This window comes from Psychrobacillus sp. 05T411, from assembly GCF_056396485.1.
The window spans coordinates 260,566-283,961 of the sequence record NZ_JBFTLO010000003.1; the positions used below are offsets into that span (position 1 = coordinate 260,566).

Annotated in this window: 25 protein-coding genes; 22 read left to right on the forward strand and 3 right to left on the reverse strand. The window is 37.4% G+C overall.

What is annotated here, in order from left to right; translation table 11 throughout:
* The first annotated feature begins 29 nt into the window (after window positions 1–29).
* From yneA to AC1DFT_RS04060, 5 genes are all read left to right on the forward strand, one after another.
* A complete protein-coding gene (yneA, locus tag AC1DFT_RS04040; protein WP_477917849.1) occupies window positions 30–347 on the forward strand; it encodes a cell division suppressor protein YneA in 318 nt (105 codons plus the stop codon).
* On the forward strand, window positions 344–991 hold the full coding sequence (locus AC1DFT_RS04045; RefSeq protein WP_477917851.1) for a YneB family resolvase-like protein: 648 nt from the start codon (window positions 344–346) through the stop codon (window positions 989–991). The genes yneA and AC1DFT_RS04045 overlap by 4 nt, the downstream gene beginning before the upstream one ends.
* Window positions 992–1,056: 65 nt before the next feature.
* Window positions 1,057–1,290, forward strand: a complete 234-nt coding sequence (locus tag AC1DFT_RS04050; protein WP_477917853.1) for a DUF896 domain-containing protein — start codon at window positions 1,057–1,059, stop codon at window positions 1,288–1,290.
* An 84-nt stretch (window positions 1,291–1,374) separates the two neighbouring features.
* Entirely contained in the window at window positions 1,375–3,375 is a 2,001-nt protein-coding gene (gene tkt, locus AC1DFT_RS04055; protein WP_477917855.1) for a transketolase, read from the forward strand.
* 149 nt (window positions 3,376–3,524) lie between these two features.
* Entirely contained in the window at window positions 3,525–3,746 is a 222-nt protein-coding gene (locus tag AC1DFT_RS04060; RefSeq protein ID WP_477917857.1) for a YneF family protein, read from the forward strand.
* A gap of 22 nt (window positions 3,747–3,768) precedes the next feature.
* Here the strand turns inward: AC1DFT_RS04060 and AC1DFT_RS04065 are convergent, their stop codons facing one another.
* Window positions 3,769–4,698 (reverse strand): alpha/beta hydrolase, encoded by a 930-nt coding sequence (locus AC1DFT_RS04065; RefSeq protein ID WP_477917858.1) that lies wholly within the window; start codon window positions 4,696–4,698, stop codon window positions 3,769–3,771.
* 347 nt (window positions 4,699–5,045) lie between these two features.
* Between AC1DFT_RS04065 and AC1DFT_RS04070 the strand changes: the two genes are divergently transcribed.
* The 5 genes from AC1DFT_RS04070 (at window position 5,046) to AC1DFT_RS04090 (ending at window position 10,131) form a co-directional block, all read left to right on the forward strand.
* Window positions 5,046–6,233 (forward strand): acetyl-CoA C-acetyltransferase, encoded by a 1,188-nt coding sequence (locus AC1DFT_RS04070; RefSeq protein ID WP_477917860.1) that lies wholly within the window; start codon window positions 5,046–5,048, stop codon window positions 6,231–6,233.
* Between the two features lie 18 nt (window positions 6,234–6,251).
* Window positions 6,252–6,503, forward strand: a complete 252-nt coding sequence (locus tag AC1DFT_RS04075; RefSeq protein ID WP_188713302.1) for a YqkE family protein — start codon at window positions 6,252–6,254, stop codon at window positions 6,501–6,503.
* Between the two features lie 245 nt (window positions 6,504–6,748).
* The gene (locus AC1DFT_RS04080) at window positions 6,749–8,872 is read left to right on the forward strand and encodes an ATP-dependent Clp protease ATP-binding subunit (RefSeq protein WP_477917863.1); all 2,124 of its coding nucleotides are present in this window, start codon (window positions 6,749–6,751) and stop codon (window positions 8,870–8,872) included.
* 164 nt (window positions 8,873–9,036) lie between these two features.
* On the forward strand, window positions 9,037–9,438 hold the full coding sequence (locus tag AC1DFT_RS04085; protein WP_477917865.1) for a DUF4181 domain-containing protein: 402 nt from the start codon (window positions 9,037–9,039) through the stop codon (window positions 9,436–9,438).
* Between the two features lie 24 nt (window positions 9,439–9,462).
* On the forward strand, window positions 9,463–10,131 hold the full coding sequence (locus AC1DFT_RS04090; RefSeq protein WP_477917867.1) for an HAD family hydrolase: 669 nt from the start codon (window positions 9,463–9,465) through the stop codon (window positions 10,129–10,131).
* Window positions 10,132–10,312: 181 nt separating this feature from the next.
* On the opposite strand, the gene AC1DFT_RS04095 is transcribed toward AC1DFT_RS04090, so the two are convergent.
* The gene (locus AC1DFT_RS04095) at window positions 10,313–11,215 is read right to left on the reverse strand and encodes an aldo/keto reductase (protein WP_477917869.1); all 903 of its coding nucleotides are present in this window, start codon (window positions 11,213–11,215) and stop codon (window positions 10,313–10,315) included.
* A gap of 69 nt (window positions 11,216–11,284) precedes the next feature.
* On the opposite strand from AC1DFT_RS04095, the gene AC1DFT_RS04100 reads away from it, so the two are divergent.
* From AC1DFT_RS04100 to xerD, 4 genes are all read left to right on the forward strand, one after another.
* The gene (locus AC1DFT_RS04100) at window positions 11,285–11,827 is read left to right on the forward strand and encodes an NUDIX hydrolase (protein WP_477917871.1); all 543 of its coding nucleotides are present in this window, start codon (window positions 11,285–11,287) and stop codon (window positions 11,825–11,827) included.
* Window positions 11,828–11,883: 56 nt separating this feature from the next.
* A complete protein-coding gene (locus tag AC1DFT_RS04105; RefSeq protein ID WP_402828288.1) occupies window positions 11,884–12,351 on the forward strand; it encodes a hypothetical protein in 468 nt (155 codons plus the stop codon).
* Window positions 12,352–12,437: 86 nt separating this feature from the next.
* Window positions 12,438–12,878 carry a ferric iron uptake transcriptional regulator gene (gene fur / locus AC1DFT_RS04110; protein WP_142537257.1) on the forward strand — a complete coding sequence of 147 codons (441 nt, stop codon included), beginning with the start codon at window positions 12,438–12,440 and terminating at the stop codon, window positions 12,876–12,878.
* A gap of 69 nt (window positions 12,879–12,947) precedes the next feature.
* Window positions 12,948–13,835, forward strand: a complete 888-nt coding sequence (gene xerD / locus AC1DFT_RS04115) for a site-specific tyrosine recombinase XerD (protein WP_477917933.1) — start codon at window positions 12,948–12,950, stop codon at window positions 13,833–13,835.
* A gap of 55 nt (window positions 13,836–13,890) precedes the next feature.
* Here xerD and AC1DFT_RS04120 read toward each other — a convergent pair whose 3' ends face one another.
* Complete coding sequence (locus tag AC1DFT_RS04120) at window positions 13,891–14,502, reverse strand: transmembrane-type terpene cyclase (protein ID WP_477917874.1); 612 nt, start codon at window positions 14,500–14,502, stop codon at window positions 13,891–13,893.
* A gap of 367 nt (window positions 14,503–14,869) precedes the next feature.
* Between AC1DFT_RS04120 and AC1DFT_RS04125 the strand changes: the two genes are divergently transcribed.
* The 8 genes from AC1DFT_RS04125 (at window position 14,870) to AC1DFT_RS04160 (ending at window position 23,352) form a co-directional block, all read left to right on the forward strand.
* A complete protein-coding gene (locus AC1DFT_RS04125) occupies window positions 14,870–16,099 on the forward strand; it encodes a hypothetical protein (RefSeq protein WP_477917876.1) in 1,230 nt (409 codons plus the stop codon).
* Window positions 16,100–16,135: 36 nt separating this feature from the next.
* Window positions 16,136–16,867 carry an ATP-binding protein gene (locus AC1DFT_RS04130; RefSeq protein ID WP_477917878.1) on the forward strand — a complete coding sequence of 244 codons (732 nt, stop codon included), beginning with the start codon at window positions 16,136–16,138 and terminating at the stop codon, window positions 16,865–16,867.
* Window positions 16,868–17,426: 559 nt separating this feature from the next.
* Window positions 17,427–18,605, forward strand: coding sequence for a phosphopentomutase (gene deoB, locus AC1DFT_RS04135; protein WP_477917880.1), 1,179 nt, complete (start codon window positions 17,427–17,429; stop codon window positions 18,603–18,605).
* A gap of 21 nt (window positions 18,606–18,626) precedes the next feature.
* On the forward strand, window positions 18,627–19,916 hold the full coding sequence (locus AC1DFT_RS04140; protein ID WP_477917882.1) for a thymidine phosphorylase: 1,290 nt from the start codon (window positions 18,627–18,629) through the stop codon (window positions 19,914–19,916).
* Window positions 19,917–20,329: 413 nt separating this feature from the next.
* Window positions 20,330–20,686, forward strand: coding sequence for an STAS domain-containing protein (locus tag AC1DFT_RS04145; protein ID WP_142608650.1), 357 nt, complete (start codon window positions 20,330–20,332; stop codon window positions 20,684–20,686).
* Window positions 20,676–21,122: an anti-sigma F factor gene (spoIIAB, locus tag AC1DFT_RS04150; protein ID WP_477917885.1), complete on the forward strand. Its 447-nt coding sequence runs from the start codon at window positions 20,676–20,678 to the stop codon at window positions 21,120–21,122. Before AC1DFT_RS04145 ends, spoIIAB begins: the two co-directional genes overlap by 11 nt.
* On the forward strand, window positions 21,122–21,907 hold the full coding sequence (locus AC1DFT_RS04155) for a SigF/SigG family RNA polymerase sporulation sigma factor (protein WP_477917887.1): 786 nt from the start codon (window positions 21,122–21,124) through the stop codon (window positions 21,905–21,907). The genes spoIIAB and AC1DFT_RS04155 overlap by 1 nt, the downstream gene beginning before the upstream one ends.
* A gap of 26 nt (window positions 21,908–21,933) precedes the next feature.
* Window positions 21,934–23,352, forward strand: coding sequence for a spore germination protein (locus AC1DFT_RS04160; protein ID WP_477917935.1), 1,419 nt, complete (start codon window positions 21,934–21,936; stop codon window positions 23,350–23,352).
* Window positions 23,353–23,396: the final 44 nt, after the last annotated feature.

A 23,396-nucleotide genomic window follows, 5' to 3' on the forward strand; every position in this document is an offset into this window, starting at 1 on the left:
ACAAGCATTCTAATTAGGGGGATTTATAGATGAACTGGATGAAAGAAAACTATTTTATTACATTATTTTTAGGATTAAGTTTCGCTTTTTTGATGACAATAATAATTTCCAATACAATGTCGACAGAACAACAGCATCAAATTAAAATAGAACAAGGTGATTCTTTATGGGAACTTGCAGATAAGTTTGCAACGAATGAACCAAAAGAAGTTTGGATAAAAAACGTGATGGTCATAAATAATCTACAAACCTCCCATATTAAAGCAGGGGATATGCTTTTCATTCCAGAGGTAAAAGATAATTTTCATTTTGATCATGGTACAGAGATAGCGAGTGATAGCAATTGAAAGCAGTCATATATTGTCGTGTGAGCACAGCAAAAGAGACACAAGAATCCTCTTTGACTAGACAACAAGAAGAGTTGATGGAATTTGCACAAGCACAAGGTTATGAAGTAAGTGAAGTGTTTTCCGACCAACATAGCGGATATGATATGGAGCGTGATGGGCTACTTGATCTACTCACATACATTAAAGAATTCGATATTAAAGCGGTTTTTGTCCAAGATGAAACCAGAATCGGTCGCGGAAATGGTCGAATGGCAGTGCTCCATTTACTGCAAAAAACTAACACTTCCGTCTTTACTTTACAAGATAAAGGAATATTAAATTTAAACGAGATGGATTCCATGCTGTTAGAAATTTTAGCGCTTGTAGAGGAGTACCAACGAAAGCTTCATAATGCCAAGATTAAACGGGGGATGAAGCGTGCTGTCTCGAAAGGATTTCGACCAGAGAAAAACTTAAAATCGAAAGGGAATCCGGAAGGAAGGGAACGTATTGATACACCTGTTGAGGAAATTGTAAGACTTAGAAATGCAGGCTTAACTTACGACGAAATAACCTCCACATTAAAAGGATTAGGCTTTGAAATTAGTAAAGCAACTGTTCATCGTAGATATATTGAATTTGTGGAGTCTCAGGAAGTGTAAAGACTTGCACTCTGACGGTTTTTTCCTTACCTTTATAAGAGGTACAAAAGGAAAGGATGATATATATGTTAAGTAAAGAAAAACTAGCGCGAATTAGCGAGCTCTCTAAAAAATCTAAAACAACAGGTCTATCTATAGAAGAAGCAAAAGAACAAAGCGCTCTAAGAAAAGAATACTTAGAAACGTTTCGCTCTACGATGAGAGATACGATTGAGAGTGTAAAAATTATTGATCCGGCAGGAAATGATGTTACTCCAGCGAAAGTACAACAAGCGAAAAAAGGTAAGTTTCTGAATTAATCATTTCAGAAACCATTGATAATAGGTGCATTGTTGTCTAAACTAGTACTATAGTTAAAAATTTTGTTCGAGAGGATGTCATTTATGTCATTACAGTCAGATTTACTTGCAATTAATACAATTCGTACCTTATCTATTGATGCAATTGATAAGGCAAATTCAGGCCATCCAGGTCTTCCTATGGGAGCAGCACCAATGGCTTATACCTTATGGACAAAACATTTACGTCACAACCCTAATAATCCTAACTGGTTTAATCGTGACCGTTTTGTATTATCAGCAGGTCATGGTTCCATGCTTCTTTATAGTCTTCTTCACCTTGGTGGATATAACCTACCAATGGAAGAGATTAAAAACTTTAGACAGTGGGGCTCTAAAACTCCAGGACATCCAGAGTTTGGTCATACTGCGGGTGTAGAAGCAACAACAGGGCCACTTGGACAAGGTATTGGAATGGCGGTAGGTATGGCAATGGCAGAAGCTCATTTAGCTGCTACGTACAATAAAGCTGACCATGCTATTGTAGATCATTACACATATGCTCTATGCGGAGATGGTGATTTAATGGAAGGTGTTGCAGCAGAGGCAATTTCTCTTGCGGGACATTTACAATTAGATAAATTAATCGTCTTATATGATAGTAATGACATCTCTCTAGATGGAGATTTACATAAATCTTTCTCTGAGAAAATTGAAAAACGCTTTGAATCTTATGGTTGGAATTATATTTTAGTAACTGATGGTAATGATATCGCTGAAATTTCTGCTGCGATTGATAAAGCAAAAGGTCAAAATGATAAACCGACAATCATAGAAGTAAAAACCGTTATCGGATTTGGTTCTCCAAATAGAGCCGGTAAATCGGATGCGCATGGTATGCCACTTGGAAAAGATGAAACAGCTTTAGCTAAAGCTGCATACGAATGGGCTTTCGAAGGTGACTTCCATGTGCCAGAAGAAGTGTATGAAACTTTTAAAGAAGCTTCAGAGCGCCAAGGAGTAAGTGAAGAGACTGCTTGGAATGAAACGTTTAATGCATATGAAGCTGCATATCCAGAACTTGCTACTACATTTAAACAAGCGATCAGTGGAGAAATGCCAGCGAATTTTGCGGATGCATTGAAGACATATGAAGAAGGTACTTCTCATGCGACTCGTTCTGCTTCAGGTGATGCGATTAATGCAATCGCACAAAATCTACCTTCATTCTTTGGAGGCAGCGCAGATTTAGCTGGTTCAAATAAAACGACGATGAAAAATGCAGGAGATTTTGCTGCAGAGAATTATGCAGGAAAAAATATTTGGTTCGGTGTGCGTGAATTCGCGATGGGTGCTGCATTAAACGGTATGGCGCTTCACGGTGGCTTAAACGTGTTCGGTGGTACATTCTTCGTATTTAGTGATTATGTGCGACCAGCCATTCGTTTATCTGCTTTAATGGGCTTACCTGTAACTTATGTATTTACACATGATAGTATTGCTGTTGGAGAAGACGGTCCTACACATGAACCAGTTGAGCATTTAGCTTCTTTACGTGCTATGCCAGGACTTTCAGTCGTTCGTCCTGCAGATGCAAACGAAACGGCAGAGGCATGGAAACTTGCTGTTTCTGCGAAAGATCATCCGACAGTGCTTGTCTTATCTCGTCAGAACTTACCAACATTAAAAGGTTCTGTAGAACAAGCGAGTAGCGGTGTAGCAAAAGGTGCATATGTGGTTTCACCGAATGAAAACGCGGAAGCAATTTTACTTGCGACAGGTTCTGAAGTAAGTCTTGCTGTAGAAGCACAGGCAGCGCTTGCTGATGAAGGCATTCAAGTTTCTGTTGTTTCGATGCCGTCATGGGATTTATTTGAGAAACAAGATGCAGCCTATAAACAATCTGTCTTACCAGCTCATTTAACAAAACGATTAGCGATTGAAATGGGAGCATCTCTTGGATGGCATCGTTATGTTGGGTTTGAAGGAGACGTTATTGCAATCGATCAGTTCGGTGCAAGTGCTCCGGGTGAAATAGTGATGAAAGAGTATGGTTTCTCTGTAGAAAACGTTATTTCGAAGATGAAAAACCTACTTCAAAAGTAAGAAATGTATAAAAGCAGTTCGAATACTTGTCGTTAATAGTATTCGAATTGCTTTTTTCTTTTTATTTATATAGAATGCATAGGGAATATATAGTATAATTTTCTGTGGTGTCTTGTACAAGTAGACAAGAACGTAAAGGAGGAGAAAATATGCAAACTTGGATTTGGATTGTTATTGTAATCGTTGCGTTAATCGCTGGTGCGGCAATCGGTTTCTTTGCAGCACGTCAATATATGATGAAATATTTAAAAGAAAACCCACCTATTAATGAACAAATGCTTCGTATGATGATGGCACAAATGGGACGTAAGCCTTCGGAAAAACAAGTAAAACAAATGATGAATCAAATGAATAAAATGCAAAACAAATAAAAGCACTCTACMAAGAGTGCTTTTATTTATTGAGTAACTTATTTTCTTGTAAAAAGTCTGCAACTACTTGCTCATACATTTCACTATTTTCATTAAACGATTTTGCGTGCAAACCAATATCAAATAATTTTAATGTTTTGGGTCCTTGTTTCTGTTCGAATAATTCTTCGGTCATTTTGGGAAGTATAAAATCATCTTGCATGCTGTGAATAAATAGCACTGGTTTTTCAATCTTATCTACTACATCAATCGGTGATACTAAGTCTAGTGTATAGCCGTCCCGCATTTTTAAAAATAAATTAGCAAATCGAATGGCAAGTCCTGTACGAAGCGGAGTCGTKTGTTTGATGATATGTGTCACTTGTTCTTCAAAATTGGAAAAAGCACAATCAGAAATATAGAAATCTGCGTCATCTTTTATGGAACCTGCATACAGCAGCATTGTTGCTGCACCCATTGATTCACCATGGATGCCAATAACCGCTGTTTCTCCTGCCCGCTCACGTACTACTTCTACAATAGATTGTAAATCGATCTTTTCATAAAAACCAAAACTAGTTGTTTTTCCACCAGAATCCCCATGTCTTCGATGATCGTAGACAACACTGTTGAATCCTAGTCTTTCAAACATACGAACAAATCGAAGTGAATTAATTTTATTTTCGGTCACACCATGACAAATAATCACATAATTTTTTGTTTCTAATGGTTCCACAAAGATTGCTTTTAGGGAATATCCATTTTTTGACTCGATCCACTGTTCTGTTTTGTTCACTGCACGAAACCAAGCCTCGTCTAGACGTTTTGACGTAATTTCGCGATTTAATATGAAATCATTCTCTTTTTTCTTCATATACATTAACTTATTCGTAACGATAAATCCAAAAACAGTGGCGATCGCCGTGACGGCACTTGTAAAAATACTCGTCCAAACGATTACTCTTTTCTTCATAGCCTCCACTCCTATTTTTTGGGAATCTTATACATATCCGATTCAATACTCATTTGTTTTAGCATATTCACAACATTTCCAGTTGCTCCTCGTTCTCATAATTTTTCCACAGTTTGCATGAGTTCATGCATGATATTTCACAGTTGTTTTATTTATATTTTTTCATTTTGCGGACCGTAAAGTGGTTCAACCTCGATAATTGGCGCCAATTTTGGTAAGCTTAAGTAGAATAACTCTCCAATTCTATTGTAAGAATCATTGTTTAAACAAGCAACTTCTAATTATATTTAGTAGAATAAAGAGGGTAGTCGATATGGGGAAGAAATACAGGGGAAAATGAGGAGGAAATGAAATTGACAAATGAAGTAGTTATCGTAAGTGCAGTAAGAACAGCAATCGGATCATTTCAAGGAGCATTAAAAGATGTGCCAGCAACAAAGTTAGGTGCCATTGTAATTGAAAAAGCGTTAGAAAAAGCAGGAGTATCAAAAGAGGCTGTAGATGAAGTGATTATGGGGAATGTGTTACAAGCAGGTTTAGGACAAAACCCAGCGAGACAAGCTTCTATCCAAGCAGGCTTACCTGTTGCTGTATCAGCACTTACTATTAACAAAGTATGTGGATCTGGTCTTAAAGCAATCCATCTTGCGACACAGGCAATCATTGCTGGGGATGCGGATGTTATCGTTGCCGGTGGTATGGAAAATATGAGCCAAGCTCCTTATTTATTGAAAAATGCAAGAGATGGCTTCCGCATGGGCGATCAAAAAGTAGTAGATAGCATGATTTCCGATGGTTTATGGTGTGCATTTAATGACTATCATATGGGAATTACAGCAGAAAATCTATGTGATCAATATAACATCTCAAGAGAAGAGCAAGATGCTTTTTCAGCGAGATCACAAGCACGCGCAGTAAACGCGATTGAAGAAGGAAAATTTGTAGATGAAATCGTGCCAGTGGAAATTCCACAGCGAAAAGGAGATCCAATCATTTTCGATACGGATGAATATCCGAAAAAAGGATCTACACAAGAAAAATTAAGTACGCTTCGCCCAGCATTTAAAAAGGACGGATCTGTAACTGCGGGGAACGCTTCTGGTATTAATGACGGGGCAGCTGCAGTTGTCGTAATGTCTAAAGCAAAAGCAGAAGAATTAGGATTAAAACCAATAGCTACGATCGTAGCAAATGCATCTGCAGGTGTGGATCCAAGTATAATGGGTATTGGACCAGTCGAAGCAGTGAAAAAAGTGTTAAATAAATCGCAAATCGCGCTTTCCGATATCGATTTAATCGAAGCAAATGAAGCATTTGCTGCCCAATCGATTGCAGTAGATAGAGAATTATCGTTTGATCATGATAAACTAAACGTAAATGGTGGAGCTATCGCACTTGGCCACCCAATCKGTGCAAGTGGTGCACGTATTTTTGTATCATTACTTCATGAAATGGAGAAACAAGATGCAAAAACAGGTCTTGCAACACTTTGTATCGGCGGCGGACAAGGAGTAGCGACAATCGTTAAACGTTAACATAAGAAGGTGAACCATTTGGCAAAGAAAAAACAAAAGCAACAAGTAAAGCCAGCAGCAAAAAAAGAAGAAGGCAATGGTCTTTTCGATCAGCTCTCTTCCGATGTATTGGATAAATTAAAAGAAACAAAGAAACAATTAGTAGCAGAAGAGCAAGCAAAAGAAGAAGAAAGACAAGCGCAACTAGCTTTTGAAAAAAAGCAAAAAGAAAAAAATAAAACGTTTGAAGAACTGCTAGATGAGTATGGATATGGTGGTTCGAAGTTTTAGGTGAATTTCAAACAGTTTAGGAATCCGTTTATTGGATTCCTAAACTGTTTTTTTGTGTATCCCTGTGACAGGGAGAATTCAGAACTGTATACGAATTGTTTGTGTCACAAGGACATTTTCAATTTCACTTCTGATGAATCAAAAGCCCAAGCAAATCATTTGAAAGTCAAAAAAGGTCAGTGTATAATAAAATCAAAGGTTAAAGATAGTCAAAGTCAAATGGTTATTTGAAGGAGGAAACAAGTATGAAATGTCAACATTGTAATAAAAACGATGCAACGATGAGTTTGAGAGTGCAAGTGAATCATCAAGGAATGCAAATGCACTTATGTCAATCTTGTTTTCAAGATATTCAATCGCAATTGACTGCAGGAAAAATGCCTTCATTTAATAATGATGCACAGTATTTTTCTCAAGCAAATGGCGGTCAACAAGCGCGAACACAAACAAAACAAACCGATGAACATAATGGTAATGGCTTATTAGACAAAATTGGTAAAAATCTATCAAATGATGCCAAAGAGGGTCGTATTGATCCAGTCATCGGACGTGATCAAGAAGTAAAACGAGTCATCGAAACATTAAATCGAAGAAATAAAAATAATCCAGTATTAATAGGAGAACCGGGTGTTGGTAAAACAGCCATTGCCGAGGGGCTTGCAGTGAAAATCCACGAAGGTGATGTACCAGTGAAATTGATGAATAAACAAGTGTACTTGTTAGATGTCGCATCACTCGTAACGAACACAGGCATTCGAGGACAGTTCGAAGAGCGTATGAAACAATTGATCGAAGAACTTGAGACTCGTAAAGATGTGATATTATTCGTCGATGAAATTCACTTACTCGTTGGGGCAGGAACAGCAGAAGGTTCACAAATGGATGCTGGGAACATTTTAAAACCTGCTTTAGCACGTGGTGGACTACAACTTATCGGTGCTACTACGCTAAAAGAATATCGTCAAATCGAAAAAGACGCTGCTCTTGAACGCCGGTTCCAACCGATTATCGTGAAAGAACCTTCTGCAGAAGATACGATTCTCATTCTAAACGGCATTAAAGATCGTTATGAAAACTTCCATGAAGTGCGCTATCCGGCTGAAGCGATTCAAGCTTTTGTTACGTTATCGCAGCGTTATATTCAAGATCGATTTTTACCCGACAAAGCAATCGACTTGATGGATGAAGTAGGGGCACGTTTAAATCTGACACATGCGTCAGCTGATTCGGAGTCAATCGGAACACGTCTTAACGAAGTTATTCAATTAAAAGAACAAGCGGCAGAAAAAGAAGACTACGAGAAAGCTGCAAATTTACGCTTTGAGGAAATCGGGTTGCGTAAACAATTGGAGCAAGCCAAACAAAATGGGGACACTCCGCAAGTAGAAGTGACAGTTGCAGATATCGAGTTGATCGTTGAAGAAAAAACTGGAATTCCTGTGACAAAGCTACAGGCTGCAGAACAAGCCAAAATGAAAGGAATCGCAGAAAATCTCGGTAAGAAAGTGATTGGCCAAGAAAATGCGGTCGCTAAAATTGCCAAAGCCATCCGTCGCAGTCGTGCAGGGCTTAAATCTAAAAATCGCCCTATTGGATCCTTCTTATTTGTTGGTCCAACAGGGGTCGGTAAAACGGAGATCACAAAAGTGTTAGCAGAGGAACTTTTTGGTTCACGTGATGCATTGATTCGTCTCGACATGAGCGAATATATGGAGAAACATTCGGTGTCTAAAATTATTGGTTCCCCTCCAGGCTATGTAGGGCATGAAGAAGCGGGGCAATTGACAGAACGTGTTCGCCGTAATCCATATTCCATTTTATTACTAGATGAAATTGAAAAGGCTCATCCAGATGTGCAAAATATGTTCCTGCAAATAATGGAAGATGGTCGTTTGACAGATTCGCATGGCCGAACAGTGAGCTTCAAAGATACGGTCATCATTATGACAAGTAACGCGGGGACAGGTGACAAAAAAGTAAGTGTAGGATTCAATCAAACCGTACATGAATCCGTCAATATGCTTGAAACGTTAGGTGCTTATTTCAAACCAGAATTTCTTAACCGTTTCGATGCCATTGTCTCATTTAATGAATTAACGGAAGAAAATTTACTACAAATCGTGGACTTGATGCTAGAAGATTTACAAGGTACGATTGCAGAAAATGATATGGACATCACAATTTCGTCAGAAGCAAAGCAAGCATTGGTTAAACTAGGTTACGACAAACGGTTCGGTGCTCGACCACTTCGCAGAGTGATTCAAGACAAGATTGAGGATCCTTTAACAGATCTTATTTTGGAAGAAGAACATATTGAAAAGGTTCATGTAGATGTTGTGGATGAAGAAATTGTGGTTCGTAAAATGTAATATAATGTCTAACGCCCCCTGAAAATTATTCAGGGGGTTTTTAGGTTTCGTCTCCATACAAGTGCAAAAGTTAATTGTTTGAATTATTCGAGAAAACCATAAAGTATTATGATAAACTAAATAAAAAGTTAGAAATAACTACCACTATTGGAAGGAGATTTTAAATGGTGTGGGGAAAGGCTATTCTATTTGTTGTTTCTGTATTTATGTTAATGTTTATTTTTAATAAAATTATGACAAAAGTACTGAAATTAGAGAAAAAGAATATATTTTCGAATAGATATGTGAATAATCTACACAAAAAAATTGGGGGGATACTATCTATAACGTTTCTTGTTATCACTATTGTTTTCAATATGTGGCAAATTGAACATCCCGAATTAGTAAATATTTCTTGGTATTTTTTAGGAGCTTTAATGATTTATTTTATTTTGGATGAATTAGTACGTTCTTTCATGGAGTGGAAATATGCAACTAATCGCAAGGATTATGTTTATACATTAAGTGAGATGTTATTTATGATCATTGTTATTTTTGCATTTGCGCAGACTTACTTTTTGGATTGATGAATTAGGATAGGGGATAGAGCAATGATTCAAGCAGTGTTATTTGATTTGGATGGGACTTTACTCGACCGGGATGCGTCTGTAAAGAAATTCATTGATAATCAATACGAACGATTAAGTGACAATTTAGGACATATACCTAAAGAGAAATATATGACTAGATTCATTGAGTTGGATTGCCATGGATATGTGTGGAAAGATAAGGTATATCAACAATTAGTAGAGGAATTCGGTATCATGGGTATAGATCGGGAGAATTTATTGGAAGATTATATAAGCGAATTTAAGAATCATTGTGTTCCTTTTCCAGATCTCCATAGTATGTTGGAGGAACTGAAAACGGATGGTCTTGTTTTAGGTATGATTACTAATGGATTCGGGCAATTTCAGATGGATAATATAAAGGCTTTAGGCATTGAAAGGTATTTTGATGCAATTTTAGTTTCTGAAACAGAAGGGATGAAAAAACCAAATCCTGCAATATTTGAAACGGCATTAAAGAGGTTGAATGTAACTGCTAGCGAAAGTGTCTTCGTTGGGGATCATCCGGAAAATGATGTGATAGCATCCCGACAAGTTGGCATGAATGGGATTTGGAAAAAAGATATTGAATGGGATGGATTTGAGACTGATTTCGTCTTGGAGGATTTAGGGGAGCTTCCGAAGCTTATCAAACGACTAAATATAATGTAGTTTTCTTCGAATCGCAAGCTCCAACGGTCAAATCGCAAGATCTAGTCCTAGAATCGCAAGATACGATGCCCAAATCGCAAGATAGGCTCTTCGAATCACAAGATACCATCTCCAAATCGCAAGATTCAACCTATAATCACAAAAAAACCGCTGAACTTCCACGTTCAGCGGTTTCGTCTAGTTAAGCCTGATGATCTGCATACACATCTTGCTTTGTAATCTCTCGTGCATTTAACAGAACATCCTCAGAAACCTCCGTATTGTAAGCGTCCACTGTTTCTAGGAGCTGTTCCGTGCTACTTGCCCCAATAATCATAGACCCCGTTGCATTTTGCTCTAATACATGATGCAGCGCGACCGCGGTAATCGGCGTATCCAGTGCTTGCAGTTGCTCAATTGTTGCCAACAGCTCTTTCTTCGCATAGCCCAAATACTCACCCGTTTTATTTGCCCGATTTAGCCCTTCAGCAGTTAATAACCCTTTTGCAAGCGTCCCTCGACTCAGTAAAGAAACATGATGTTCCTCTAATAGTCGCAACCATTCTTCTGGTCTTCGATCGAGTAAACTATATTGCATCATGACCGAAACCGCATTACTCTTCGTTAAAAAGCGATTGATTACATTCGGGCGAATAGAAGAGATGCCGTATTCCCGAATAAGCCCTTCTTTTTTCAGCGATTCAATCGTATCGATCACTTCATCGGCATCATCTTCCATTGTGCCACCGTGCAATTGGTACACATCGATATAATCTGTTTGAAGTCGCTTTAATGATTCGCGCACAGCTGTTGTGATCCATTTTTTTGAAGGATCCCAGACCCATCCATCTCCAGATTCATTCATACGATTGCCGACTTTGGTTGCTAAAATAATAGACTGGCGATTATTTTTCAACGCATTTCCTACGATTTTTTCATTTTCCCCGTTATTGTATAAATCCGCGGTATCGAAATAATTGATTCCATGATCGAGTGCAACTTCTATAATTTTCTCTGCATCTTGTTGACTCGTTGGGAGCGACATACAACCAAAACCAATTTCCGAAACGAATAAATCACTTTTCCCTAATTGTCTTTTCTTCAACTTGTCTCACGTCCTTTCCTCCATGGTACAATGAGGGTAAGACAGTTTCAAATGAAAGGAAATGAAAAAATGAAAAAATTCGAAGAAAAAACGATTCAAACAGAACAAAAATTCAAAGGTAGAATCATCACTTTACAAGTAGATGACGTAGAATTACCGAATGGAAAGACTGGGAAAAGAGAGATTGTGAAGCATCCCGGAGCAGTCGCTGTTATTGCAATCACAGAAGATAAAAAGATTATTTTAGTCGAACAATATCGAAAAGCTTTAGAACTTTCGATTATTGAAATACCAGCTGGAAAAATAGAACCGAACGAAGCACCAGAACTAACTGCTTTGAGGGAACTAGAGGAAGAAACAGGGTATACGACAAATAAGCTTCAATATATTCAATCGTTTGCCACATCTCCAGGATTCGCAGATGAAATTATCCATCTTTACCTAGCAGAAAATATCGTGAAAGTAGAAGAAAAAGCAGATTTGGATGAGGATGAATTTGTCGAATTGATGCATGTTTCGTTAGAGGAAATGGAATCGATGATTACTAAAAAACAAATATATGATGCCAAAACTGCATTTGCATATCTTTGGTTAAAAAACTATTTAAAATAGACATGTTAAAACCTAGTACAAGCATATGATGAGAATAGATAGGGAGGTGTTCCAACATGAACCAGTCTTATACTATTCTTATTTCACTATGCGTACTTGTTTTTAGCTTTATCGGTGGTTTATATCTCTTTGAAAAAAGTACACCAGAACAGCAGCAATGGATTATTAATCTCCTGGACGCACGTGTTCTATTACTAGAGCAGCCTACTTTTCTGGAAACTATTTTCCCGCATATTATGATTGCTGTTGTATTCTTTTTGTTTTATCAGCATCGTTATTTGCGCAAACTCATTTTGATCATTTGTGCTTTTCGTATTACGTTTTATGGGTTTGGCTCTAGTTATTTGCTTCAAACACAAGAATCCACATTTCCTTATGTCTTTTGGTGGTTTCCTTTTCAACTAATCTATTGTTTACTTCTTCTGGCACTTGCGAACCGGGTCAATTTGTTCTCGCTTTCCCTCTATGGAATTGTTATTATTATAGAGTTCTTCTTTATACCATTTGTATTATATAATAATTAATTCTTTTTAATAATTATTATTAATTGAATGTCTTGTAATGAGAATTCATTTCTTGGTATAATGAAAGAAGTTTAGGGGGGCGTCATATGGAAAGCCGTATTGATCGAATTAAAAAACAATTATCTGGTGCGGGCTATAAACTGACGCCGCAACGAGAATCGACTGTTCGTGTTTTGCTTGAAAACGAAGAAGACCATTTAAGTGCGGAAGATGTATTTTTATTAGTAAGAGAGAAATCACCAGATATTGGGCTTGCAACTGTTTATCGAACACTCGAATTATTAAACGAATTGAATGTCGTGGACAAGATTCAATTTGGAGATGGTGTATCCCGCTACGATTTAAGACAAGAAGGGGCGGCACATTTCCACCATCATCTAGTTTGTATTGAATGTGGTGCAGTAGATGAAATTCAAGAAGATTTACTAGAAGACGTGGAAGCTATCGTTGAAAATAAATGGAACTTTAAAATAAAAGACCATCGTTTAACATTTCACGGAGTATGTCATCGCTGCCAAGATAAATAACCAAAAAAAGGATAGCATATTGCTATCCTTTTTTTACATAGGAGGTCTTTTTTTTTGAAAAACGGATTAATGCATTTAGAAGATTATTTACATTTTTTACGAATTGAACGTCAGTTAGCAGCTAATACCTTAACATCTTATCAAAAAGATTTAGTCGATTACATAAAATCAGTATTAGAAAAACAGCAACTACATACGCTAGATGATGTCGAACGCCAACATATTCTTGTCCATCTTCGGAAATTAAAAGAAGAAGGTAAGTCTGCCCGAACAGTTGCAAGGCATATTTCATCGATCCGCTCCTTTCACCAGTTTTTACTACGTGAAAAAGTGACTAGTTCAGACCCGACAATCCATCTGGAGCTACCACAAATCGATCAAAAGTTACCCAATTTTTTATCGGTAGAGGAGCTAACGCATTTATTAAATAGTATTGATTTAGCAAAACCTCAAGGTGTCCGTGATCTAGCAATGTTTGAGATTATGTATGCAAGTGGTATGCGTATAAGTGAATGCTTGAATTTAGATTTAGAAGATTTACATTTAACGATGGGATTTGTCCGTGTGTTTGGTAAAGGCGGTAAAGAACGAATAATTCCACTTGGAGGTGCGGCCATCCGCGCTTGTAAGACATATTTAGAGGAAGCAAGACCGAAACTATTGAAACAAGCGGAACGAACAGATGCTATTTTTATCAGTCAGCGTGGTAAACGTTTAACAAGGCAAGGTATATGGAAGCTATTAAATAAGCATGTAGCGAATGCAGGTATTCAAAAAGACATTACACCGCATGTACTCAGACATTCGTTTGCAACCCATTTAATCGAAAATGGAGCGGATTTACGAGCAGTGCAAGAAATGCTGGGACATGCGGATATTTCTACTACCCAAATTTATACGCATGTAAGTAAAAAACGTTTGAAAGAGGTTTATAAAGAGTTTCATCCGAGGGCCTAAGAAACATTCCCTGTGTAAGAAACGATTCTGAAATATTTCTAACACAGGGAACAACCTAACGTAACTTACGTAAAAGAACAATATAAATCCAATCATAAATTAAAATAGCTACGGAAAGTATAGTAATCAAGGATGTTCTAAAATATAGAAAGAATGCAATAGCAGCTAATAAGCTCCCGAGCATTTTAAAAACTGCTATATATATGGATTGACCGCCCGAGTTACCTCTACTTAATAATAACGAGATAAACAGTCCAGACATCATTAAATTTTGTGAAAAAGCGGCATATTTCCCTTCAATATCATTAAATTCAAGTGTCATTGCGATAATAATTAGAAAGCTTACTCCTAATGTTATGAAAAAAAACGGGTAGAAGAGCTTTACTGAAATATATTTTTTGAATTCCTTTCTGCCAAAGAGTAGATATTGAATCAAAATAATAATGTCCAGTACGAACCAAGTACTTGTGATTATTTTTTGCCGATCATCAGTTGGATAAATAAATAAGAAAATGAATTCCCATGATATATTTGCACAAATTGCTACCATAGGCATTCCATGTTTCTTGTCTTGAAATCCACGTTTTATAATGAGTATATATGTAATTATCCAAAACAGACCGGTACCTAGTTGTAAAAGTAATAGTAAATCCTCTTGATTAGTCATTTACAACCTCCATTATCCACATTCCTGCCAATAAAAAAATTCTCTCCCCTTACACTATATGAGTAGAAAATCATTGTTTATGTCAATAGTAGTTTTTTTAAAGAGGGGCTAATCTTGTGTACAAGGTTCCCCTTCATTTATAAGGACCATGGATTCGATTCTGGTTATTTTTACGATGAGACGGTGCAGAAATATGAACGAAAAAAGTTTAGCTAAGATGCAAACAACAATCCCTCGGTAGGTAATCTGATCGAGATACTAATGTTTCAATTGTGTAGGTACCTAGACATGCTATAGAATTCCTAGCACCCAAAACGCAAGAATGTTATGATATTTCTAACAATTATTGTGAGAGGAGGTGAATCAATTGAAGAGGATAATGCTTCTATGTATAACATGCTTTAATTTACTTTTCGTTTTACCTATTGTGGTACATGGTGAAAATATAGATGCTTCTACTAATTCTTCTAAAAGCAAGGAAGATTGGAAGTCACGTAGCTTTTTGTTTAGTAATTTGAAGAAGGTCGACAATATGTTGAAAGATTCCACGAAGTCTACTGATGTAGATGTACAAGAAACAGTGGATTTAACAAAGCAAACTGTAATAGATTTGACCAAACCATTAGAAAGTAAACCTATCACTTCTAGTTTTGAGCCTACTGGGAATTTGTTGAATGATACTGTTGAAAATAGTGTACCAGCTATAGAAAAAACGATGGGAATAGTTACTGATACTGTGACTAAAACAACATCTGAAGTAACTGATGAGGTCAATCAAATAGTAAATTCGGTTGTTTACCAATTGCCAACCGTTCCAATCGTCACTCCTGTCTTAACCGAAGTGAGTAAAACAGTAAAGATTACAACGTCTTCAGTAGACGCCGTCATTGAAAAAACAGGGGAATTTATTAAGGAAAACGGGCAATCTACGATTGACAGTTCAAAAGATGTAGTTGTTGAAAATAGTGACCCTGATGATTCAGAGGATAAAATAATGAAACCTTCGCGTGAAATCATTCAGAAGGATGAAAAGGCCATGACGCAAGAAGGCAATTCCAATCCGAGTACAACCAAACATAGTAATGATATCGGTTTTGTAGAAAAACGGGAACTTGTTATTCCTTCACTACCTGCAATAGGAACAACTGAATTGGAAGAACATGATGATATTGGTATTGTTATGAATGACGAAGATAACATTGTATTAAATTCTTTTACAGAAGAAACTGCTTTAGATCAACATACGGTTGTTCAAGAGTTTTCACTAATTGAAAGAGAAAATGGAGCGATGGAGCAAGTTCAAAACTCTAATCCTGACACGATAAAAAAGAAAACGGCATACAACTCTAGTCATCCATTGGAAACTAGCTGGAAGTGGGGTAGTCTTCCGTCGACTTTCATCACGGTAGCTTCTCCATCTACGGCATCATCTGCTTTATCAATGGGAGGACAAAGTGATTTGTTTTCCGGAGCACTAGTTGATGTATTCACATTAATATCTTCAAGTACTAGGCAATGGATACATACTGATGAGAATGCGATGGTTCAATGGACGCATGCTCCACCGGGGAAGCCGCCAAAACAATCTCCATTTTAAAATGTGAAATGAACATTCTAAAATGGAGGAATAAACATGAAAAACAAAGTGGAAATTAAGAAACTAACGGTGCAGAAAAAAGCTGAATATAGTATGCAAAATCAGGAGCAATTTGATATTGTTGGTCAACTTGCGGCTGGCATTGCTCATGAAATAAGGAATCCACTAACAGTCATAAAAGGTTTTACACAGTTAGGCATATACGAGAAACAAACTAATCATTTAGATGTCGTTATGCAAGCAATTGATAGAGTAGAAGAAATTGTAAGTGATTTATTACTTTCGGCCAAATCGCCAATATGCAGCTTTGAAGAAGTAGATATGCGAACGATTCTAAAGGATTCAATCATGCAATTTTCTTCAGAATCTTTGCTTGGTAATATTGAATTCATCCAAGACATCCAATTATCTAATCCTATTATCATTGGCGATTCCAATAAATTGAATCGAGTTTATATGAATATATTTAAAAATGCAATCGAAGCGATGCAAAATGGTGGTAAAATCTTAATCGAAGCGCATCAGCTGAATGAAAATCAAATGACGATTCTAATAATTGATGAAGGAAATGGAATCCCAGCAAATCAACTTCATAATTTAGACGAACCTTTTTATAGCACCATGGATAATGGGGTGGAATTGGGAATAATGATTTGTCATCAAATTATTAATAATCACGGAGGAACTTTTAGTGTTCAAAGTGTAGAAAATAAAGGAACAGCGATTTCTATCCAATTACCAACTACATCTAAATGTTTGTCTAGGTAACTGGCAAGTTAGATTATACTCATTGGATTTTCTAGGGATTGATTAATAATGGACATCTATTAAACTAGTTATTTTTGTTGAGAACCACCCTTATACGTCAATTTGGGTGGTTTTTTTTATCTTCTAATTTGCTGCTTATTAAATTAATTGAAAAATGATAGTCCATTGCAAGGGATGTTTCTAACAGCTTTATAAACAGGTTACAAAGTGTAATGGTAAAAAATTGAAGGATGGGTTTTTCGGTGCCTTTCGGGTACGCTACAGAAAAAAAGAAAGTTAGTCTGTGAAGGAAGAATTTATAAATGAGGAGGAACTGGAAAAGCAAGTGGAGAACAAATGGAAAATACAAAAGTTTAGAGTTAATTTTTACTTATAGAAACGACTTTATTTTTACAGCCAGTCACCGGTGTTTTTTTCCCTGATTGGTTGTTTATTTCGTTTCAGATACAAAAATTGTTATAATAAAAACAAATTGATTCTATTGAATAAGTCAGAGGTCTGACCTGTACATTTTGAATATTTTTGGTAAACTAGAAGTAAACACGAGGAGGTAAATAAGATGAACAAATTTAAGCGCATACATGTAATTGTTATGGACTCAGTTGGAATTGGGGAAGCGCCTGACGCAGCTGCTTTTGGTGATGTCGGATCTCACACACTTGGACATATTGCAGAAAAAATGGGTGGCCTCCATATGCCTGAAATGCAAAAACTTGGTCTAGGTAATATCGATAAGATTCAAGGGATTGAACGAGTAGAAAATCCAACTGCCTATTTTGGGAAAATGCAAGAAGCCTCTGTTGGGAAAGACACGATGACAGGACATTGGGAAATCATGGGACTGAATATCGATAAGCCTTTTAAAGTGTATCCAAATGGATTCCCGGAAGAACTAATTACTGCTTTAGAAGAAAAAATCGGACGTAAAGTAATTGGCAATAAACCAGCAAGTGGTACGGCCATTTTAGATGAACTTGGCGAAGAACATATGAAAACAGGCGCAATTATTGTATATACATCTGCAGATCCTGTCTTACAAATAGCTGCGCACGAAGAAATTATTCCACTTGAAGAACTGTACCATATTTGTGAAGTGGCAAGAGAACTAACACTTTCTGAAGAATTTTTAGTTGGTCGCGTAATTGCACGTCCATTTATCGGGCAGCCAGGCAACTTTGCTCGTACGTCCAATCGTCATGATTATGCATTAAAACCATTTGGTCGTACTGCGATGAATGAATTACAAGATGCTGGGCTAGATGTTTTAGCAATCGGCAAAATTTATGACATTTTTAATGGAGAAGGAATTACCGCTACTGAACGTACGACGGACAATATGGACGGCATGGATAAATTTATCGCTACATTAGATAAAGACTTTACTGGTATTAGTTTTCTAAATTTAGTTGACTTTGATGCTTCATTTGGTCATCGCCGAGATCCAATCGGATACGGAAAAGCATTAGAAGAATTCGACGCTCGTTTAAAAGAGGTTTTACCAAAGTTAACAGAAGAAGATTTACTGATTATTACTGCGGACCATGGTAATGACCCGACAATGCCAGGAACGGACCATACGCGTGAGTTTGTGCCGTTAACGGTGTACTCGCCAATATTGAAAGAAATCAAAGAATTACCACTACGCACAACTTTTGCGGATATCGGTGCAACGATTACAGAAAACTTTGGGGTTGCTAAAACTGCATTCGGGGAAAGCTTCTTATCTTCATTAAAATAATTGTTAAGGGCGGGAAAAGACATGAACATGCTTGAATTGATTGACAAGAAAAAACGAAACCATTCACTTACAGAAGAAGAAATAAATTACATGATCGCGAAATATACAAAAGATGAAGTACCAGATTACCAAATGAGTTCCATGCTTATGGCAATTCTTATTAATGGGATGGATGAAAAGGAAACAGCTTGGTTAACAAAAGCGATGGTAGAATCCGGTGACGTTATTGACCTTTCTAGTATTGAAGGATTTAAAGTAGATAAGCATAGTACTGGCGGAATCGGCGACAAAGTTAGTTTACTCGTTGCTCCCATTTTAGCATCATTAGATATTCCGATTGCCAAAATGAGTGGAAGAGGGCTTGGAATTACTGGAGGTACAGTAGATAAACTAGAATCTATTGATGGGTTTCATGTGGAATTGGAAGCGGATGCATTTATTAAACAAGTGAACGAACATAAAATTGCCATTGTCGGTCAATCGGGTAACTTAACACCAGCCGATAAAAAACTGTACGCTTTACGAGATGTGACGGGAACAGTCGATAGTATTCCACTAATCGCTTCTTCCATTATGAGTAAGAAAATAGCCAGTGGTGCGGATGGTATCGTTTTAGACGTGAAATGTGGTAAAGGTGCATTTATGAAAGATTTAGACCATGCATCGGAGTTAGCGGAAACGATGATTCAAATCGGTGAAAGCTTAGGTAGAAAAGTTGCGGTTGTTATTACGGATATGAACCAACCATTAGGTCATAATATCGGGAATAAATTAGAAGTTGCAGAAGCCTATGATTTCCTGGATAACTATAAAGAGAGTGAACAAGGCTTGTTAGACGTAACGATTGCAATTTCGTCCAAAATGTATCAACTTGCAACGGATGTAAGTGATGAAGTTGCCAAGCAAAAGGTGTTGGAAACACTTTCCAATGGCGCGGCACTTGCGAAATTGAAAGAATTTATCACTGCTCAAGGTGGAGATGCTTCGGACGTTCATGCGAAATCGACTAAGCATGAAATTGAGGTTAAAGCTGCACAAGATGGTTATATTAGCCTGATTGACGCAGAATTGATCGGAAAGGCTTCTCTTTTAGTAGGGGCAGGTCGTTTGACAAAAGCGGATATGTTAGATTTTGACGCTGGAGTTAAATTGGTAGCACTTAATGGAGACTCGGTTAAAAAAGGGGATACGCTAGCAATTCTGTATTCCAATAAAGACGCGGTCGACGAGTCTGTTCAATTGATTGAAAAAGCTTATTCGATTTCGGATGCACAACCAGTGAAGAATAAGTCGATTTTGAAAATAATGTAATATTTATGGGGAGAGCAGCCAAACTTACAAATTTGGCTGATTTTTTGTGTGTAAAGGGTCATTATACTTGAATGGCGTAGTTTAATGCTCGAATGTGGTTGAATTGCTCGTCTGGGGTGGTTAAATGCTCGAATGTAGTTAAATTGCTCGTCTGACGTAGTTAATTGCTCACATTAACCAACCCTATGTCCCCTCCATATTTACGTAATCATATAGGCATCTTGAAAAGGTTTATAAAAACTTTTACGAGATGCCTATTTTTTGATTAAAAAATAGGAAATCATCCCATACTTAAAAACGAGCAGCCCTTTGTCGAAAATCGGCTAATAAGCTATCATTTCTTCTACTTTTGTCAAGCGCAAGGAATAACATCTGTTCATGTAGAATTGCGCTATTACGAGGAGGCGAATTGTATGATGCATGAAGTAGAAAGAGTTGGAGACGAAATTATTATTATTCGATTAAAAGGTGAGTTGGACCATCATAGTACAACTGATATCCGAAATGAAATAGTGCCACTGATTAAGAATGGGTCTATTAAAGTATTAGTTTGGAATTTAAAAGATTTGAATTTTATGGATAGTTCCGGCATAGGGCTTATTCTTGGAAGAATGCGTGAACTTGCGCCAATCGAAGGACAAACGATTATCGTAAATCCTTCACCGACGATGAAGAAAATTTTTCAGTTTGCAGGATTAAGTCCCTATATTTATAACGAATCAGAAATTGAAATTATGTCAAAGTTAGGGGGAATTGTTTATGGACAATGAGATCACACTATCTTTTATAGCAAAAAGTGAGAATGAAGCATTAGCGAGAATGGTAATGTCCAGTTTTATCGCGGCAATTGATCCGACAATCGAGGAATTATCCGAGTTTAAAACCGTGATATCCGAGGCGGTGACGAATGCTATTGTACATGGATATGAAGAAGACGGAGTAGGGAAAATAGAAATACATGCACAACGTATAGATAGAGAAATTGTCGTATCTATTGTGGACTACGGACATGGTATTCGAGATGTGAGTCAGGCGAGAGAGCCACTCTTTACGACGAAGCCAGAGCAAGAGCGGTCTGGGATGGGATTCACCATTATGGAAAGCTTTAGTGATGATGTGGAGATATACTCAATTCCTGATAGGGGGACAACTGTAACTATTACGAAGCGATTTGTACCAATTCAAGAATCTAGCAGGATCGTCTAATGATGAATAATAAGACGTCGGCTTTATTAACCCAGGAAAAAATGAGGGAACTCATTGCATTATCACAAGCTGGAGATAAACAGGCAAGACAGCAAATGATTGAAGGAAATACTCGGTTAGTTTGGTCGATTGTGCAGCGTTTTGCTTCACGAGGAGCGGATTTAGAGGATTTGTTTCAAATTGGCTGTATTGGCCTAATGAAATCAGTAGATAAATTTGATTTGTCGTATGAAGTAAAGTTTTCTACGTATGCAGTTCCGATGATAATCGGAGAAATTCAGCGGTTTTTAAGAGACGATGGAATGGTGAAGATTAGTCGCTCCATCCGGGAGTTAAATTTTAAAATTCGTCATGCGACGGATGATTTTMTGAAAAAACATGAACGTCAACCAACGATTCTTGAACTAGCTAGTATTTTAGAAGTGTCGAGAGAAGAAATTGTCATGGCGGCGGATGCATTAAGAGATCCAGCATCGTTACAAGAGCAATTGTACGAAAATGAAGGTGGTGATGCACTTACATTAATGGATCAGATGAAAGACGAACGTTCGGAGAAGTCATTTGACCATATTCCACTAAGAGAGCTGCTCGAAAAACTAGAAAAACGTGAACAAATGATTATTTATTTGAGATATTACCTAGACTGTACACAAAGCGATATTGCCGAGCGACTCGGTATTTCGCAAGTACAAGTGTCCAGACTCGAGAAAAAAATATTAAGCCAGCTTAAATTATGGCTAGTCCCAGCTGGTTTTGAAGAGCAATCAAAAGCTAAAGATAGGTGATTGAAACGAAACCTTTATTTTCAAGTATGTCCGAAGCAGAAGCGTATTTAAAAGAAAAATTCGGCGTGAATGAATCGTACGATTTTGGAACATTGCATACGCATTTATACGAATTTCCAGTGTTGCTTGTGTATATTAATGGATTAGTTGATGGTTTGGTCCTGACAGAGTTACTGACGAATGCGCAAGCAGAAATACAAGAAGAAATAATCGATGAAAATGATATTATGGAACATTATTTTCCATATTATTCGATTACACAGTATGATTCCAAAGAGAAATGGCTCGTCGCACTACTCAGTGGACAAGTAACATTTATCTTAAATAATGGTTCTGTTTATACAATCGATGTCCGGTCCTATCCAGGAAGAAGTCCAGAAGAACCGGACAATGAAAAAGTTGTCAGGGGTTCAAGAGATGGATTTACGGAAAATATCGTGCAAAATACCGCGCTTATTAGAAGAAGGATCCGCGACCCAGATTTAAAATTTGAACTTCACCAAGTATCGACTTTAGGTCAAACGGACATTGCTATTTCGTATATAAAAGGCATTGCAAGTGAAGATAACTTGAAGCAAATTCGAGATCGACTTAGCCAGATCAAGCATGATGGTTTCACGATGACGGATAAAGCATTAGAAGAGTGGTTGTTTAAACAAGGATTCCATCCACTTCCTTTTGTGCGTTTTACCGAAAGACCAGATATCGCAGCTGCTCATTTGCTCGAAGGACATATTGTAATTGTTGTCGATACGTCCCCATCTGCTATTATTGTCCCAACTACGATTTTTCACCATTTACAACATGCGGAGGAATATAGGCAGGCTCCTTTAATCGGAACATTTGTACGATGGATTCGTTTGGCAGGCGTGGTGTTAAGTTTATTTTTACTTCCTTTTTGGTATTTACTTTCAAAGCATCCGGAGTTTTTACCGAAATCACTAGATTTTTTTGGGCCGAAAGAAACGGGTGAAATTCCACTGTTTTTGCAAATAATTTTTGCGGATGTCGGTATTGAATTTTTGCGGCTTGCCGCCATTCATACTCCCACGCCTTTGTCGACAGCGATGGGGATTATTGCGGCATTAGTAATCGGTCAAATGGCTGTTGATGTCGGATTGTTTGTACCGGAGGTTATACTGTATACGGCGATAACGGCTATATTTACATTTGCTATACCGTCTTACGAACTAAGTATTTCGACGAAAATTTTTCGAACGTTTATCTTACTTTGTACAGCCCTTTTAGGAGCAAATGGTTTTTTTATCGCACTTGTCGTTTTGCTTTTTTACGTTGGGTCGCTAAGGCCTTTGAATGTACCGTATTTATGGCCTGTCCTTCCTTTTTTTCCAAAAGCATTAATGCGAATACTTATACGTTTTCCTATGCCGGTTGATGCAAAACGTCCGTTCATTACTAGATCATACGATCGCAAACGATCTTGAATCCCATTGCAATCACCTCTTTTTATGTGGTAAAGTGCTTATAG